The following is a 16,143-nucleotide window of genomic DNA, read 5'->3' as shown; positions in this document are numbered from 1 at the left end:
TGACGGCCCAGGTCAGGGCCGTTGTGAGTTGCCTTCGGCCGGGGCGGGCTGTTCTGATGTGGGGCTGTGACGGCTTCGCAGGACGCCCGCGCCCGGCGGGAGGACACACCAGGCCCGCCCGCCGCCGCGCGGGGGGCCGCCGACCGCGCCGTGGCGGCGGTCTGGCGGATCGAGTCCGCGCGGATCATCGCGGGCGTGGCCCGTATCGTGCGCGACATCGGCGTCGCGGAGGAACTGGCGCAGGACGCGCTGGTCGCGGCGCTGGAGCAGTGGCCCGAGTCGGGCGTGCCCGACAACCCCGGCGCGTGGCTCATGGCCACGGCCAGGCGGCGGGCCATCGACCTCGTACGCCGCAAGGAGCGCTACGCGCGCAAGCTGGCGGAGATCGGCCACGACCTGGAGAGCCGCCGCCCGGAGGGCGAGGCGCAGCTCGCCGCGGTCCTCGACGACGACATCGGGGACGACCTGCTGCGGCTGGTCTTCACGGCCTGCCACCCGGTGCTCTCCACGCCCGCGCGGGTGGCGCTCACGCTGCGGCTGCTGGGCGGGCTCACGACGGAGGAGATCGCGCGGGCGTTCCTGGTCACGGAGCCGACGGTGGCGCAGCGCATCGTACGGGCGAAGCGGACGCTGGCGAAGGCGGAGGTGCCGTTCGAGCAGCCGCAGGGGCCGGAGCGGGCGGAGCGGCTGGAGTCGGTGCTGGAGGTCATCTACCTGATCTTCAACGAGGGCTACTCGGCGACCGCGGGCGACGACTGGATGCGCCCGGGGCTCTGCGAGGACGCGCTGCGGCTGGCGCGCGTGCTGGCGGGGCTGATGCCGAAAGACCCCGAGGTGCACGGTCTCGCGGCGCTGCTGGAGATCCAGGCGTCGCGCGCGGCGGCGCGCACCGGGCCCGACGGCGAGCCGGTGCTGCTGCTGGAGCAGAACCGCGGGCGGTGGGACCACCTGCTGATCCGGCGCGGGTTCGCGGCGCTGGCGCGGGCGCAGTCGCTGGTCGCGGCGGGGGCGCCGGGACCCGGCCCGTACGCGCTCCAGGCGGCGATCGCCGCCTGCCACGCGCGGGCGCCGCGGGCGGAGTCCACGGACTGGGGGCAGGTCGTCCGGCTGTACGAGGCGCTGGCGCGGGTGGCGCCGTCGCCGGTGGTGGAGCTGAACCGGGCGGTGGCGGTGTCCATGGCGTACGGGCCGGAGGACGCGCTGCGGATCGTCGACGGGCTCGCGGACGAGCCGGCGCTGAAGGACTACCACCTGCTGCCGAGCGTGCGCGGCGACCTGCTGCGGCGGCTGGGGCGGGTGGAGGAGGCGCGGGAGGAGTTCGCGCGGGCGGCGGAGCTGACACGCAACGCGCAGGAGCGCACGCTGCTGCAGACCCGCGCGGAGTCCTCGCCGGACGGGCCATAGCGGACGGGGGCCGACGCGGCGCGCCGTGGCGGAACGGGCCGCAACGGATGAGCCGGGGCGGATCAGGCCGTGGCGGACGTGCCGCACTGCACAGGTCTGCGGCGCATCGGGCCGGGGCGCGCGGCTTCCGCGGGGGACGCGCCGGAGCACACCGGCCGTGGCGAACCGGGCCGCGGCGGGAGCCGGGCGCGGTGGCCGGCCGGCGGTGGGGAAGACCCCCCTGCCGGGCCTCGCAGGTCCGGCCGCGCTCAGTCCTTCAGTACCAGCGGCAGGCCGAAGAGCGGGAAGAGCCGCTCCACGCCCAGGAAGCTGTTCAAATGGGTGACCTTGCCGTCCTCGATCTCCAGGACCTGGATCGCCCAGCCGCGGTGACCGCCGCTCTCGGGATCCGGGTGGTACTGCGCGAAGGCCGGCATGCCGTTCGCCGAGCAGGGGATGAGGCGGGAGCCGCGGCAGACCGAGCCGGTGCCGAGGAACCAGGTGCGGATGTCCTCCGGGCCCTGCAGCCAGAGCGGGAGCGGGGGCATGGAGAGGATGACGTCCTCGCGCATGAGCGCCGTGAGCGCATCCAGGTCGTACCGCTCGAAGGCGTCCACGTACCGCTCGAGGAAGCGCTGCTGGTCCGCGTCCAGCGGCTTGGCGGGCTCGCTGTCGGCGGGGGCCTCGGCGGCCAGCGTGGCGCGGGCGCGCTGCAGCGCGCTGTTCACCGACGCCACGGAGGTCTCCAGCAGCTCCGCGACCTCGCTCGCCTTCCAGGCGAACACGTCCCGCAGGATCAGCACCACGCGCTGGCGGGGCGGCAGGTGCTGGAGCGCGGCGACGAAGGCGAGGCGCACGGAGTCGCGCTGGGCCGCGACCTCGGCGGGGTCGCCCCCCGCGGGGAGCACCTTCGTGTCCGGCATCGGCTCCAGCCACGTGGTCTCCGGAAGGGCCGCGCCGAGGGCGGCCTCCGGGGGCGTGGTGGCGGCGCCGGGGGACGACAGGTCCATCGGGCGGGCGCGGCGCTGGGGACTGCCGTGCATGTCGAAACAGACATTGGTGGCGATGCGGTACAACCACGAGCGCATCGACGCGCGGCCCTCGAAGCGCTCGAAGCCCTTCCAGGCGCGCACCATCGTCTCCTGGACCGCGTCCTCGGCCTCGAAGGCGGAGCCGAGCATGCGATAGCAGTACCCGGTCAGCTCGATGCGGTGGGACTCCAGGCGCTTCTCCACCGGCTCTTCTGCGGCGGGGTCCGCCACCGTTTCTCTGGTCACGTGCGCCATCGTACGGGCGGCCACTGACAACGGTCACCGGGTGGGACAGATGCGCAGAATTCACCAACCGGCCACCGCAAGGGCTTACTTCCCGTCGTTTCGCGTGGCACTGTGCGGATGATGTTGATCAGAGCAAACCGATCAGGAGTGCCCATGACCGGCAGACCCACACGTCGTACGGCCCTGCTCACCGCGCTCGGCGCGGGCGCGGCGGCCACGCTCCCCGCCGCCGCCGCGCACGCGGCCGGCAGCAGGCCCACCCCGCCCGTCGCCGTCACCGACCAGAAGTCCCGCCGCGTCCTCATCCTCGACTCCCGGCTGCCGTGGGACTCGCCGGACGCCGTGCGCTGGGCGTTCTCGCCGGAGGGCGACGAGCGGTACGCGGACCTGGTCCCGCAGGCGAGCTGGACGTACGTCGACGAGGCCAAGGCCCGCCGTCACAAGGGCCGTACGTACCTGCTCACCAGCGCCTCGTTCGGCTTCGCCGCCGTCGTCGAGGTGCCCACGGGACGGCGCTACTGGGCCGGTGCCCTCGCCGGCGGTACGGACTCGGTCAACCCGCACAGCGTCGAGCTGCTCCCCGACGGCAACGTGGCCGTCGCCGGCAGCACGGGCGACACCATCCGCCTCTACGCCGCCTCGCAGGGCCCGGCGACCGCCACGTACTTCGAATACCGCTTCGACGACGCGCACGGGCTGCAGTGGGACACCAGGAACGGCCTGCTGTGGGCCATAGGCTACGACGAGCTGATCGCCCTCAGGGTCGGCGGCACCCCCGCCGCGCCCACGCTCACCCGTGTCGACAGCGCCGCGCTGCCGCACCCCGACGGCGTGCGGGCCGGCGGGCACGACCTCAGCCTCGTCGCGAGCCGCCCCGGCCGGCTGTGGCTGACCACCAACTACGGGGTGTACCAGTACGACATCGCCCGGCGTGAGTTCAGCCAGGACTTCGCCGGCGCCGCGCAGATCAGCAGGCGCAGCGTGAAGGCGGTCAGCGACGTGCCGGGCAGCGGCCGGGTCGCCACGACCGTCCCGGAGCCGGGCCTCGGCAAGACGTGGTGGACGACGACGGTGTCGGCCCACAACCCGGAGGGCGCGTTCAAGCTGCCCGACAGCGGGATCTACAAGGCCCGTTGGTGGCTGCCGGAACCCCGGTGAACGCCCGCCGGGCCCCGTGACCGGGCCCGGTCGCGCCGCGGCGGCGCCACGGCTCCGGACCTGGCCTCCGGCGACGTGCCGCCCGCGGCCGAGTGCCGGGGCCCCCGAACGCCGGTGCCGGACCGGCCGGTCAGCCCTCCGGCTCCTCGGCGGTGGACCCGGCGCGCGTGCGCTTCCACTCCTCGAACTCCTTGCGCACCCGCCGGTCCATCGCCATGGCCACCTCCGCCTCCAGCACATCCATCGACACCGGCCGCAACTGCTCCAGCGCGTCCGTCAGCCGCTCCACCTGCTCACCCGTCAGCTCGCCCGCCGGCGTCTCCATCACGTCGGCCAGCACGTGCGCCCGTATGAGCGCGGTGAACAGCTCGGCCAGGTCGTCGGCGTGGGCGCGCACCTCGCGGGCGGCGGCGAGCACGGCGGCCAGCGGCACGCCCCTGGCCACCAGCTTCGACGAGGCGTCCAGCAGCCGCCTGCTGACGTGGATGAACTCCTCGCCCTCCACGGCGACATACCCCATGTCGATGGACGTCGCCAGGTTCTCCGGCGACACCTCGCCCGCGAACCGGTCGGCCAGCTCCTCCGGCGTGATGCGCACCGGGGTCTCCTCCGACCACGGCCTGGTCAGCGTCTCCTCCAGGCCGAGCAGCTCGGCCGCGCCCCGCACGTCCCGGCCGCTCTCGAAGGCGGAGATCAACTCGGCGATGCCGCCGAGGGTGTGCCCGCGGTCCAGCAGCGCGGCGATCGTCCGCAGCCGGGACAGGTGACCCTCCCCGTACCAGGCGATACGGCCCTCGCGGCGCGGTGGCTGGAGGAGCTTGCGCTCGCGGTAGAAGCGCAGGGTGCGGACGGTGATGCCGGCGCGCTCGGCCAGCTCCTCCGTCCGGTATTCGCGTCCCACCGTCCGTCCCCTCCGCCGGTCTTCGACCGGTCTTCTTCCGTCCCCGCAGGTCCGTGCCGTACGCCCCGACCACCAGGGTAGGACCTGCCGCCGACACCCCGCCGCAGGGCGGAAGTCGATCTCGCCGGCCCCCTACCCATCGGTAAGGACTGGGCCTACGCTCTCATCGTGCCAGTGAATGCTGGCGCAATCGACTCCACGGCTGGGAGGACGACGGCGATGACGCGTGAACACGTCAGGGTGGCGGTGATCGGCTCCGGCTTCGGCGGCCTGGGCGCCGCCGTACGGCTGCGCCGGGAGGGGATCACGGACTTCGTCGTGCTGGAGCGCGCGAGCACGCTCGGCGGCACCTGGCGGGACAACAGCTACCCGGGCTGCGCCTGCGACGTCCCCTCCCACCTCTACTCGTTCTCCTTCGCGCCCAACGCCGAGTGGCCGCGCACCTTCTCGGGGCAGCGGCACATCCGCGACTACCTGGAGCAGGTCGCCGACGTCTTCGGCATACGGCAGCACATCCGCTTCGACCACGAGGTACGCGCCATCCGCTGGGACGACGACGAGCTGCGCTGGGAGATCGACACGGCGCGCGGCGAACTCGCCGCCGACGTCGTGGTCTCCGCGACCGGCCCGCTCTCCGACCCGAAGGTCCCGGACATCCCCGGCCTCGACACGTTCCCCGGCAAGGTCTTCCACTCCGCGCGCTGGGACCACGACGTGCCGCTGGGCGGCAAGCGCGTCGCCGTGGTCGGCACCGGCGCCTCCGCCATCCAGATCGTGCCGTCCATCCAGCCGGAGGTCTCCCGGCTCACCGTCTTCCAGCGCACCCCGCCGTGGGTGCTGCCGCGGGTGGACCGCGCCATCAGCGGCCCCGAGCGGTGGCTGCACGCGCGCGTACCCGCGACCGCGAAGCTGCGCCGCGGCATCCTGTGGGGCATCCGCGAGCTCCAGGTGGGGGCTTTCACCAAACACCCCCATGAGCTGGGATTCGTGGAGGGGCTGGCCAAGCGGAACCTGGGCCGGGCCATCAAGGACCCCGAACTGCGCCGCAAGCTCACCCCCGGCTACCGCATCGGCTGCAAGCGGATCCTGCTGTCCAACGACTACTATCCGGCGCTCGCCCAGCCCAACGTCGACGTCGTGGCCTCCGGTCTGAAGGAGGTACGCGGCTCGACCCTCGTGGCCGCCGACGGCACCGGGACCGAGGCCGACGCGATCATCTTCGGCACCGGCTTCCACGTCACCGACATGCCCATCGCCGACCGCATCAAGGGGCGTGACGGCACCACCCTCGCGGAGGCGTGGAGCGGCGGTATGGAGGCGCTGCGCGGCGCCAGCGCGGCCGGGTTCCCGAACCTGCTGACGATCATCGGCCCCAACACCGGCCTCGGCAACAGCTCGATGATCCTCATCATCGAGGCGCAGCTCACCTACATGGCCGACTTCGTCCGCCAACTCGGCCGCCTCGGCAAGCCCGGCGGCCGCGTCGCGCTCGACGCGCGCCCGTCCGCCGTGAAGCAGTGGAACGCGCGGGTGCAGGAACGGATGAAGCGCACCGTATGGAACACCGGCGGCTGCGACAGCTGGTACCTCGACGCCAACGGGCGCAACACGACGGTGTGGCCGGGCACGACGACCGAGTTCCGGAGGGTGACGAGGAGGGTGCATCCGGAGGAGTACGAGGTGCTGCGCACCGGGGGAGGGGTGCCCGGCGCCCGGCAGTCCGGTGCGGCGCGGCATGGCGAGGAGGCCGTCCGATGACCCGGCTCATGCACGTCACCACCGGTCCGTACGCCCCGCCCGTACCGCGGCGCGAGCTGACCGCCGTCTCCGCGGACGGCACCCGGCTGTACGTCGAGGAGCACGGCCCCGAGGACGCGCTCGCCGTCGTCCTCGCGCACGGCTGGTGCTGCTCGACCGCCTTCTGGGCGCCGGTCGTCCGGCAGCTCGCGCCCGAGTACCGCGTCGTCGTGTACGACCAGCGCGGCCACGGCCGCAGCCCCGCCGGCGGCTACGGCTCGTACCACACCGCCACTCTCGCCGACGACCTCGGCGCCGTGCTGGACGCGGCGCTGGTCCCCGGCGAGAAGGCCGTGATCGGCGGCCACTCGATGGGCGGCATGACGCTGATGGCCGCCGCGGGCCGCCCGTACCTCCGGGAGCGGGCCGCCGCCGTGCTGCTGTGCAGCACGGGCAGCTCGGGGCTGGTGCCCGAGTCGCGGGTGATACCGCTGCGGGCCCGCGCGCTGCGCTCCGCGATCCAGCGCGCGCTGCTGGTCTCGCGGCTGCCGATGGGGCCGGTGACGCCGCTGTCGAAGAAGGTGCTAGCCCCGGCGATCCTGGGCCGCGGCGCGACCCCGGCGCAGATCGAGGCGAGCGTACGGATCGTCTTCGCCACCCCGCGCAGGGCGCGCGGCGCATGGGGGCGGGTGCTGGCGGAGCTCGACCTGGACGCGGAGGTGGCGCGGATGCCGGTGCCGGCCGCGGTGGTGCACGGCGGTGCCGACCGGCTCACGCCGGTGAAGCTGGCGCGGAAGATCGACGAGCTGCTGCCAGAGCGCGCGGGGTTCACCGAGCTGCCCGGCCTGGGGCACATGACGCCGGTCGAGGCGCCGTACGCGGTCGCGGAGGTGCTGCGCGGGCTCGTACGCGACCACCTGGCGGGAGCGCCGGAGGAGGCGCAGGCTGAAGGGGGCGCTGTGGCGGCCGGCGACGCGGTTTCCGGAACGGCCGGCGACGCGGCCGACGGGAAGACTGCCGGTCCGGCCGCCGCGGCGGCCGTCGAGAAGGAGGAGGCGGGCGCATGAGCCGGCGGCACGGACTCGAGGGCAGGACTGTCGTGGTCACCGGCGCCGCCCGGGGCGTCGGCGCGCTGCTCGCGCGCAGGCTCGCGGCGCGCGGGGCGCGGCTGGCGCTGGTCGGGCTGGAGCCCGGCGAGCTGAAGAAGGTCGCCGACTCGCTCCCCGGCGAGGCCGCCCACTGGTACGCGGACGTCACCGATCACGACGCGATGGCCGGCGCCGCCGCCGAGGTCGAGGAGCACTTCGGCAGTGTCGACGTCGTCGTCGCCAACGCGGGCGTCGCCACCGGCGGCCCGTTCCTCGACTCCGACGCCCGCTCCTTCGACCGCGTCATCGAGGTCAACCTGCTGGGCAGCGTCGCCACCGCCCGTGCCTTCCTGCCCGCGCTGGTGCGCGCCCGCGGCTACCACCTCCAGATCGCCTCGCTCGCCGCCGTGACGCCCGCGCCGATGATGGCGGCGTACTGCGCGTCGAAGTCGGGCGTGGAGGCGTTCGCGCACTGCCTGCGCGGCGAGGTCGGGCACCAGGGCGTGGACGTCGGCGTCGCCTATCTGAGCTGGACCGACACCGACATGGTGCGCGGCGCGGACGAGGACGAGGTGCTGCGCGACATGCGCGCGCGGCTGCCGTGGCCGTCCAACAAGACCTATCCGCTGGCGCCCGCCGTCGAGCGTCTGGTCGCGGGCATCGAGCGGCGCTCGCCGCACGTCTACGGGCAGTGGTGGCTACGCGGCATGCAGTCGGTGCGCGGCGCGCTGCCGTCGCTCGTCACCGGGCCGCTGGGGCGGCGGGAGATGGGCAAGCTCGCGCCCCGGCTCGCGGCGACGCGGGGGGCGCGCGGCGGACTCGTCGGCGCGGGCGGCGCGGCGGACGAGCGCACGCGGGCGCTGCGGGAGGCGCCGGAGCGGTAGCGCGGGGCGGGGGCCCGGCGCGTACGGTGGCGGGGGTGAACGCCCGTACGCCGTACGCCCGTACGCGCTGAAGGCGGACCCCGCGCGCTCGTACGCGCCCGGCGCGGGACAACGGCGAAGGGGCGCCCCCGGCATGCGGTGCGCCCCTCGGGCGTGGCTCAACGACGCCGTATCAGCGCTGCTCCCGCTTGTCGTCGCGCTCGTCGCGGTCGCCCTTCATGCGGTCGCGGCCCTGCTCCGCGCCCTCCTTGGCGCGCTGCGAAGGGTCCTGGCCGGACTCCTGCTTCTGCTCGCGGCTCTGCTGTGCCTTCTGCGCGGCCTGCTTGGCCTTCTCGGCCGCTTCGCTGGCCATGTCCTTCGCCTTGTCGAATGCGCCCATTCTGGTCACTCCTAGTGAGAGGGGGGTCGGGCCTCCCTCAGGCTGACATGAACGGCCGAATGCCGCATTCCGGGACCAAGTACCGTTACGCCTCCCGGGTGTTCTACGACCGCCGCGTGCGCGGCGGCAGCGGCGGCCGGCTGCGGTCCGGCACGTCGGTGTAGTCGGGCGGCACCGCCGCCGGGTGCTCGCGCAGCAGGTCGAGCGCGGTGGCCACCGCGACGTTCAGCTCCGAGGTCCGGCCCTCCGCCCAGTCCAGCGGCGTGCGTTCGGCGACCACGTCGGGCGGTACGCCCGCGTTCTCCACGCCCCAGCCGTACTCGTCGAACCAGGCCGCGTTCATCGGCACCGTGATCACCGTGCCCTCGCCCAGCCGGTGCCGGCCCGTCATCCCGACCACGCCGCCCCACGTCCGCAGCCCCACCACCGGGCCGAGGCCGAGCAGCTTGAACGCCGCCGTGATCATGTCGCCGTCCGACGACGTGGCCTCGTCGGCCAGCGCCACCATGGGCCCGCGGGGTGCCGTCGAGGTGTAGGAGACCGGCTGCGCGTTGCGCGTGAGGTCCCAGCCCATGATCGTGCGGGTCAGCTTCTCCAGCACCAGCTCGCTGATGTGCCCGCCCGCGTTGCCCCGTACGTCCACGATCAGCGCCTCGCGGTTCATCTCCATCCGCACGTCCCTGTTGAACTGCGCCCAGCCGCTGCCGATCATGTCCGGGATGTGCAGGTAGCCGCAGCGCCCGCCGCTCAGCTCGTGCACCACCGCGCGGCGCGCCGCCACCCAGTCCTGGTAGCGCAGCGGCCGGTCGTCGACCAGCGGCACCACCGCCACCCGGCGCAGCCTCCCACCGCCGCCCTCGATCGCGAACGTCAGCTCTACCGACGTGCCCCCCGCCCCCTCCAGCAGCGGGTACGGGCCCGTGACCGGGTCGACCGCGCGGCCGTCGACGTGCGTGAGCACCGAGCCGTCCGGGATGCCGGTGCCGGCCAGCGGGGAGCGGGCGCGGGTGTCCGAGGAGTCGCCGGGCAGGATGCGGGCCAGCGCCCAGCCGCGGCCGTCGCGGGTGCGGACGAAGTTCACGCCGAGGAAGCCGATGGGCCGCTGGTAGTGCGGCGGGCCCTCGTTGCGGCGTGCGGGCGTGACGTACGCGTGCGACGTGCCCAGCTCGCCCAGCACCTCGCGCAGCAGGTCGGCGAACTCGTCGGGGGAGGCCACCCGGTCCAGCAGCGGCCGGTACTGCGCCAGCACCGCGTCCCAGTCGACGCCGCACATGCGCGGCTCCCAGAAGTACGCCCGGATGACCCGGCCGGCCTCGTCGTACGCCTGGTGCCACTCGGCCACCGGGTCCGCGGTGTGCAGCACGCGCCGCATATCGATGTAGACCGTGGTGTCCGCGTCCGCCAGGCCGTTCGCCGGGATCGCGCGCAGCGAGCCGCCGTCGTTGACGACCAGCCGGCTGCCGTCGCCGCTCACGGCGATCTCCGTCACCAGCGACGTCAGTTCGGTGAGCCGGGCGGTGGAGATGTCGAAGTGCTCCAGCGTCGGCCGGCCCGAGGTGTCCGCCGGGTTGGCGAACGTCTCGCCGAGCGCCCCGGAGATCGGCCAGCGCAGCCAGACCAGCCCGCCGCCCGCGACCGGCACGAGGGAGGAGTACTTCGACGCCGGCACCGGGATCGGCGTCACCCGGCTCTCCAGCCCTTCCGGCTCCACCAGCACCGCGGTGTTCGCGCCCGCCTCCGCCGCCGGCGGGCCGACCGGGTCCATCCCGCCGGCCGCTGGCCGGCCCTCGGCGGAGAGCGCGAACGGCGAGGGCGTCGCGGGATGCAGCGGTACGAGGTACGGGCGTGAGCCCAGCGGGAACGACAGGTCGCCGGTGTGCACGTCGTACACCGGGTCGAAGCCGCGCCAGGACAGGAACGCCAGATAGCGCCCGTCGCGCGTGAACACCGGCTCCTCGTCCTCGAACCTGCCGTCCGTGACGTCCACGATCGTCCGGTCCGCGACCCGGGCGATCTTGATCTGCCGCAGCGAGCGGCCGATGCCCGGGTGCGCCCAGGCGATCCACTTGGAGTCCGGTGAGAACGCCAGGTCGCGTACGGGCCCGTTGACCGACCGGATCAGCTCGGTGAGCTGGCAGTCGCCCGCGGCCTCCGCCGGGGACAGCTCCTCCGCCGCCCGTACCGCCTCGGCGAACTCCTCCGCCACCTCCGCCGACATCCGCTCGTCCACGTGCACCCGCTCCGGCACCCGGACGAGCAGCAGGCGGCCGTCGTGCGAGGCGAGCGCGATGTGCCGCCCGTCCGGCGACGGCACCAGCGCCAGCACCCGGCCCAGCTTCCCCGCCGCCAGCCGCAGCGGCTCGCCCACGGCGCCGGTGCGGGGCAGGTCGGCGATCTCGATGGCATCCTCGCCGGCGGCGTCCGTGACGTACGCGACGCGGTTGGTGTCGCCCAGCATCTCCGGCAGCCTGATGCGTACGCCGGGGGTCTCGGTGATCGTGCGTGCCGGGCCGTCGCGGTGGGTCAGCCAGTACAGCGCGCCGCGCACCGCGACGGCGCTGGCCCGGCCCGTGGTGTCGACGGTCAGCCCCTGGACGTTGTTCTGCGCGGCCACCTGGTACGGCCGCCGCCCGGCCCGCGGGCTGCCCAGCCGCACGTCGAGGCGGCGCGGCTGGCCGGCGGGGCCGAAGTCCTCGGCGAGCCACAGTTCGCCGGCGCACTGGTAGATCACCCGGTAGCCGTCGGTGGCGGCGTTCCTGGCGTAGAACTCGGCGTGGTCGCTGTGCCGGCGCAGGTCGGTGCCGTCGGGGAGGCAGGAATAGAGATTGCCCACGCCCTCGTGGTCGGAGAGGAAGGCGATCCGCGCGGCCGGCGGCGGGCCGACGAACATCACGCACTCCACGTGCCCGCCGAGGTCGGCGAGCAGCCGCCGGCCGTGCAGGTAGATGCGGCCGGTGGCGCCGCCGCGGTAGCGCTTCCAGGCGGCGGGCTCGTGCGGCGGGCGGCCGGTGAGCAGCAGGGTCTTGCGGTGTCCCGCCTGCTCCGCGACGGCGATGTCGTCGACCGGGCCCCAGGGCAGCCGGCGCCCGGGGGAGCCGTCGGTCGGCACCAGATAGGACCAGGTCTGGTACGACAGCGGCTGGCCCTGCGAGGACACCGCGAGGATCTGCGCCTCGCCGTCCTCGCCGCTGCCCGGCGGCGTCCAGCCGCACACCCGGGTGTCCGGGCTGCCCCAGTAGGTGAGCCGCCGGGCGACGCCGCCCTCCGCGGACACGACGTGGATCTCGGCGTCGAGGCTGTGCCAACTGGTGAACGCGATGGACCGCCCGTCCGGCGAGAACCGCGGGTGCCCGACGCGGGTGCGGTCGACGGTCAGCCGCCAGCCCCGCTCGGGCTTGGCGCCGGGGGCGGGCAGCGGGGCGAGCCACAGGTCGTCCTCGGCGGCGAAGCAGAGGAGGTCGCCGTGGAGGTGGGGAAAGCGCAGGTAGGGCAGGCCGGGGCCGGGCGCGGCGGTGCTGTCGGAACCGGCTGTCACAAACTCCATGTTTCGGTGTGTACGGGGACACGGCAAGTCGGGCTGCCGGCGGAGGGCGGGTCTCTCGCCAGTCGAACGCTGTTGCAATTTCTTTGCAATTGATTTGTATGACCGCGTGCCGCTCTGCCGATACATATGGGCGAGCCGGATATCGGTCGACGGAGGGACGCCACCATGCACGTGCCCGACGGATTCATCGACGCGCCCGTCTCGGTCGCCGCCGGCGCGGTCGCCGCGGGTGCGGTGGCCGTCAGCCTGCGCGGCGCGCGGTCCGAACTGGCCGAGCGGACGGCGCCGCTGGCAGGGCTCGTCGCGGCGTTCGTCTTCGCCGTGCAGATGCTCAACTTCCCCGTCGCGGCGGGCACGAGCGGACACCTGCTCGGCGGCGCTCTTGCGGCGGTACTCGTGGGGCCCTGGACGGCGGTGCTGTGCATATCCGTGGTCCTGCTGATGCAGGGGCTGCTCTTCGCGGACGGCGGGCTGACGGCACTGGGCGTGAACATCACGTTGATGGGCGTGGTGACGGTGGCCGTGTCATACGCCGTCTTCCGGGCACTGCTCGGAGTGCTGCCGCGGGGGCGGAGCGGGCTCGGGGTGGCGACGTTCGTGGCGGCGGCGCTGTCGGTGCCGGCCTCCGCGCTGGCGTTCACAGGGCTGTACGCGCTGGGTGGCACCGCGGACGTATCGCTGGCGAAGGTCGCCACGGCGATGGTCGGCGTCCACCTCCTCATCGGCCTCGGCGAGGCGGCCATCACCACGGCGACGGTCGCCTCGGTGGCGGCGGTCCGTCCGGACCTGATCCACGGCGCGCAGGGGCCGCGGCGCCGGCTGGAGCTGCGCACGGCCGACGTGGCGAGGCCGGGTGACGGGGCAGCGGCCCCGCCCCCGAAGCCCGCCGGTACCGTCCCGGAGTCCGCGGGCCCGGTTCGGGAGCCCGGTGCCGCGGAGCCGGTACACCGCAGCCCCCGGCGGGTCTGGGCCGCCGGCCTGGCCGCGTCTCTCGTCCTCGCCGGGATCGTCAGCTTCTACGCCTCCTCCGACCCCGACGGCCTGGAGAAGGTGGCGGGCGACAAGGGGATCGCCGAGGAGGAGAAGGAGCACGCGCTGTCCGACTCCCCGCTCGCCGACTACGGCGTCGAGGACGTCTCCCCCACACGGCTTTCCGGCGGTCTGGCGGGTGTGATCGGCGTCACGCTGACCCTGGCGGCCGGCAGCGGGGTGTTCGTCGTGGTACGCCGTCGCAGGGGCGGCTCCGCCGGGGGCACGGATTTCGGCACCACCCGCGGCGAAACCGCAGGGGCGGAGGCGAGCGGGGGCGAGGGACCCGCGGATACGGCGTCGGCGGCTGTGCCCGCCGGCGGTGCGGACGCCGGATCCCCCGCCGCCGGAACAACCGCCTCCGCCCGTCCGGAGGCCGGTCTGTCCGGCCACCCGCAGCCGGGCACCGTCCCGGACGACGGCGGGGCGCCCGGCCGGCCCTTCACTCGACCGGAGGGCTGACCGGTGGGGGCGGGGCATGCGCACAAGCTGTACCGGCACGGGGACTCACCCGTGCACCGGCTGCCCGCGCACGTGAAGGTCGTCGCCGCCTTCTCCTTCGTCCTGATCACCGTCGCCACGCCCCGCGAAGCCGTCTGGGCATTCGGCGCGTACGCCCTGCTGCTCACCGGCGTCGCCGCCGCCGCGCACGTGCCCGCGGGCTTCGTGCTCAGGCGGCTCGTCGTCGAGGTGCCCTTCGTCGCCTTCGCCGTCCTCCTCCCTTTCGTCGCCGAAGGCCCGCACACGGAAGTCCTCGGACTCTCCCTCAGCGAGTCCGGCCTCTGGGGCGCCTGGAACGTCCTCGTCAAGGGGACCCTCGGCGTCGCCACCTCCGTGCTGCTCGCGGCCACCACCGAACTGCGCGCACTGCTCCTCGGGCTGCAACGGCTGCGCATGCCGCCTCTGCTGGTGCAGATCGCGTCGTTCATGGTCCGCTACGGCGACCTGATCACCGACGACATGCGCAGGATGCGCATCGCCCGCGAGGCCCGTGGCTTCACCGCCCGGGGTCCACGCCACTGGGGCGTGCTCGCCCGCACCGCCGGGGCCCTGTTCATCCGCTCCTACGAGCGCGGCGAGCGCGTCCACCTCGCCATGGTCAGCCGCGGCTACGCCGGCACCATGCCCGTCGTCGACGAGGTCCGTGCCACCCGGGGCCAGTGGTCGTATGCCGCCGCGCTCCCCCTCGCCGCCCTCGCCGTGTGCCTGCTGGGATGGATTCTCCTATGACACTGCTGCCCCCTTCGCTGGAAGTCACCGGCCTCGCCTACGCGTACCCCGACGGCCACCAGGCCCTCTTCGGCGTGGACCTCACCGTCGAACGCGGTGAGCGTGTCGCCGTCCTCGGGCCGAACGGCGCCGGAAAGACCACCCTCGTCCTCCACCTCAACGGCATCCTCGGCGGCGGCGCCGGCACCGTCCGCGTCGCGGGACTGCCCGTGGAGAAACGCAACTTCGCCGAGGTCCGGCGCCGCGTGGGCATCGTCTTCCAGGATCCCGACGACCAGTTGTTCATGCCCACCGTCCGCGATGACGTCGCCTTCGGGCCGGCGGCCGGAGGCATGCGCGGCCCGGAGCTGGAGGCGTGCGTACGGCGCGCGCTTGAGCAGGTCGGCATGGCCGACCACGCGGACCGGCCGCCGCACCACCTCTCCTTCGGCCAGCGCAGACGGGTCGCCGTCGCGACCGTGCTGGCCATGGAGCCGGAGGTGCTCGTACTGGACGAGCCGTCCTCCAATCTCGACCCCGCCGCCCGCCGCGAACTGGCCGACATCGTCCGCTCCCTCGATGTCACCGTGCTCATGGTCACCCACGACCTCCCCTACGCCCTGGAGCTGTGCCCCCGCTCCGTCGTCCTCGGCGGTGGTCTGATCGTCGCGGACGGCGCGACGAAGGAACTCCTCCTCGACGAAGAGCTGATGGCCGCGCACCGCCTGGAAATACCCTTCGGCTTCGACCCCGGCCGGGCATAGGGTCCGAAGCATGCCCGAACTTCCGCCCGCCATACCGGCTCCACCGCCCTCCCCGGGACCGTCCGACCCCACCGTCGCCATGCTCCGGCGCTTCCCGGTCAAGTCGATGCTCGGCGAACGGCTGCCGGAACTCGTCATCGACGAGCGCGGCACGATCGGCGACCGCCTCTGGGCCGTCACCTACGGCGACGGCAAGCTCGGCAGCGGCAAGAACTCGCGCCGCTTCCGCCGCACCGAGGGCCTGCTCCACTTCTCCGCCTCCTACGCCGCCGCCCACGACGCCGCCACCGCCCGCCCGCACGTCGTCACCCCCGAAGGGTCCGTGCTGCGCGACGACGCCCACCTCGCCGAACTGCTCGGCGCGGACGTCCGGCTGGCCCGCGAGGACGCCGTCTCGCACTACGACGACTGCGGCGTGACGCTCATCGGCACCGCCTCCCTGCACGCGCTCGGCCGGATCCTCGGCGACACCGAACCCGCCGACGCCCGCCGCTTCCGCAAGAACATCCTTCTGGACACCGGGGAACCCTGGATCGAGGAGGACTGGGTGGGCCGGGAGATCGCCGTGGGCGACGAGGTGCGGCTGCGGGTCGTCAAGCGCATGAAGCGCTGCGTGATGACCACGATGGCGCAGCGCGACCTGCCGGAGGACCGCCGCGTGCTGAAGACGCTGACCGCGGACCGCGGGATGTGCATCGGCATCGGCGCCGACGTCCTGACCCCCGGCACCGTACGCCTCGGCGACACCGTACGCCCGGTCTGACCCGCCCCCGCCCGGCCGGCCCCGGTC

The 16,143-nt window shown here is 74.1% G+C and carries 12 protein-coding genes and 1 pseudogene; 9 read left to right on the top strand and 4 right to left on the bottom strand.

The genetic code is table 11. From position 1 onward, the window contains the following. Positions 1 to 66 precede the first annotated feature (66 nt). The gene (locus tag FB457_RS21635) at positions 67 to 1,404 is read left to right on the top strand and encodes an RNA polymerase sigma factor (protein WP_047016208.1); all 1,338 of its coding nucleotides are present in this window, start codon (positions 67 to 69) and stop codon (positions 1,402 to 1,404) included. 248 nt (positions 1,405 to 1,652) lie between these two features. Here the strand turns inward: FB457_RS21635 and FB457_RS21630 are convergent, their stop codons facing one another. Beyond that, a complete protein-coding gene (locus tag FB457_RS21630) occupies positions 1,653 to 2,669 on the bottom strand; it encodes a sigma-70 family RNA polymerase sigma factor (RefSeq protein ID WP_078898647.1) in 1,017 nt (338 codons plus the stop codon). A gap of 144 nt (positions 2,670 to 2,813) precedes the next feature. Between FB457_RS21630 and FB457_RS21625 the strand changes: the two genes are divergently transcribed. Then, a complete protein-coding gene (locus FB457_RS21625) occupies positions 2,814 to 3,818 on the top strand; it encodes a DUF6528 family protein (protein WP_047016207.1) in 1,005 nt (334 codons plus the stop codon). A gap of 130 nt (positions 3,819 to 3,948) precedes the next feature. Here the strand turns inward: FB457_RS21625 and FB457_RS21620 are convergent, their stop codons facing one another. Continuing rightward, positions 3,949 to 4,719, bottom strand: a complete 771-nt coding sequence (locus FB457_RS21620; RefSeq protein WP_145782877.1) for a MerR family transcriptional regulator — start codon at positions 4,717 to 4,719, stop codon at positions 3,949 to 3,951. A 219-nt stretch (positions 4,720 to 4,938) separates the two neighbouring features. On the opposite strand from FB457_RS21620, the gene FB457_RS21615 reads away from it, so the two are divergent. Genes FB457_RS21615 through FB457_RS21605 form a run of 3 tightly spaced genes read left to right on the top strand, consistent with a single transcriptional unit; the run spans position 4,939 to position 8,428 of the window. Continuing rightward, positions 4,939 to 6,477: a flavin-containing monooxygenase gene (locus tag FB457_RS21615; protein ID WP_047016205.1), complete on the top strand. Its 1,539-nt coding sequence runs from the start codon at positions 4,939 to 4,941 to the stop codon at positions 6,475 to 6,477. Next, positions 6,474 to 7,523, top strand: coding sequence for an alpha/beta fold hydrolase (locus tag FB457_RS21610; RefSeq protein ID WP_145782875.1), 1,050 nt, complete (start codon positions 6,474 to 6,476; stop codon positions 7,521 to 7,523). Before FB457_RS21615 ends, FB457_RS21610 begins: the two co-directional genes overlap by 4 nt. Continuing rightward, the gene (locus FB457_RS21605; protein ID WP_047016203.1) at positions 7,520 to 8,428 is read left to right on the top strand and encodes an SDR family oxidoreductase; all 909 of its coding nucleotides are present in this window, start codon (positions 7,520 to 7,522) and stop codon (positions 8,426 to 8,428) included. The genes FB457_RS21610 and FB457_RS21605 overlap by 4 nt, the downstream gene beginning before the upstream one ends. Before the next feature lie 172 nt (positions 8,429 to 8,600). Here FB457_RS21605 and FB457_RS21600 read toward each other — a convergent pair whose 3' ends face one another. Next, on the bottom strand, positions 8,601 to 8,807 hold the full coding sequence (locus tag FB457_RS21600) for a hypothetical protein (RefSeq protein ID WP_047016202.1): 207 nt from the start codon (positions 8,805 to 8,807) through the stop codon (positions 8,601 to 8,603). Positions 8,808 to 8,910: 103 nt separating this feature from the next. Then, a complete protein-coding gene (locus FB457_RS21595) occupies positions 8,911 to 12,351 on the bottom strand; it encodes a S41 family peptidase (protein ID WP_347615427.1) in 3,441 nt (1,146 codons plus the stop codon). Positions 12,352 to 12,516: 165 nt separating this feature from the next. Here FB457_RS21595 and FB457_RS21590 point away from each other — a divergent pair. The 4 genes and pseudogenes from FB457_RS21590 to FB457_RS21575 all read left to right on the top strand — a co-directional run. Next, positions 12,517 to 13,623 (top strand): annotated as a pseudogene (locus FB457_RS21590) (energy-coupling factor ABC transporter permease); the annotation flags it as partial. A 222-nt stretch (positions 13,624 to 13,845) separates the two neighbouring features. Further along, on the top strand, positions 13,846 to 14,610 hold the full coding sequence (cbiQ, locus tag FB457_RS21585) for a cobalt ECF transporter T component CbiQ (RefSeq protein WP_145782873.1): 765 nt from the start codon (positions 13,846 to 13,848) through the stop codon (positions 14,608 to 14,610). Further along, positions 14,607 to 15,353 (top strand): energy-coupling factor ABC transporter ATP-binding protein, encoded by a 747-nt coding sequence (locus FB457_RS21580; RefSeq protein ID WP_078898251.1) that lies wholly within the window; start codon positions 14,607 to 14,609, stop codon positions 15,351 to 15,353. Before cbiQ ends, FB457_RS21580 begins: the two co-directional genes overlap by 4 nt. 10 nt (positions 15,354 to 15,363) lie before the next feature. After that, on the top strand, positions 15,364 to 16,116 hold the full coding sequence (locus FB457_RS21575; RefSeq protein WP_047016199.1) for an MOSC domain-containing protein: 753 nt from the start codon (positions 15,364 to 15,366) through the stop codon (positions 16,114 to 16,116). Positions 16,117 to 16,143 lie beyond the last annotated feature (27 nt).

The sequence above is a fragment of the Streptomyces sp. CNZ287 genome, from assembly GCF_007827615.1.
This window is presented reverse-complemented; position numbering and strand designations above follow the sequence as displayed.

Bases quoted from the DNA above. Each gene is read 5' to 3' on its own strand.
- FB457_RS21615 (WP_047016205.1), top strand. From the start codon at position 4,939: ATGACGCGTGAACACGTCAGGGTGGCGGTGATCGGCTCCGGCTTCGGC.
- FB457_RS21600 (WP_047016202.1), bottom strand. From the start codon at position 8,807: ATGGGCGCATTCGACAAGGCGAAGGACATGGCCAGCGAAGCGGCCGAG.
- FB457_RS21605 (WP_047016203.1), top strand. From the start codon at position 7,520: ATGAGCCGGCGGCACGGACTCGAGGGCAGGACTGTCGTGGTCACCGGC.
- FB457_RS21625 (WP_047016207.1), top strand. From the start codon at position 2,814: ATGACCGGCAGACCCACACGTCGTACGGCCCTGCTCACCGCGCTCGGC.
- FB457_RS21630 (WP_078898647.1), bottom strand. From the start codon at position 2,669: ATGGCGCACGTGACCAGAGAAACGGTGGCGGACCCCGCCGCAGAAGAG.
- FB457_RS21575 (WP_047016199.1), top strand. From the start codon at position 15,364: ATGCCCGAACTTCCGCCCGCCATACCGGCTCCACCGCCCTCCCCGGGA.
- FB457_RS21580 (WP_078898251.1), top strand. From the start codon at position 14,607: ATGACACTGCTGCCCCCTTCGCTGGAAGTCACCGGCCTCGCCTACGCG.
- FB457_RS21610 (WP_145782875.1), top strand. From the start codon at position 6,474: ATGACCCGGCTCATGCACGTCACCACCGGTCCGTACGCCCCGCCCGTA.
- FB457_RS21595 (WP_347615427.1), bottom strand. From the start codon at position 12,351: ATGGAGTTTGTGACAGCCGGTTCCGACAGCACCGCCGCGCCCGGCCCC.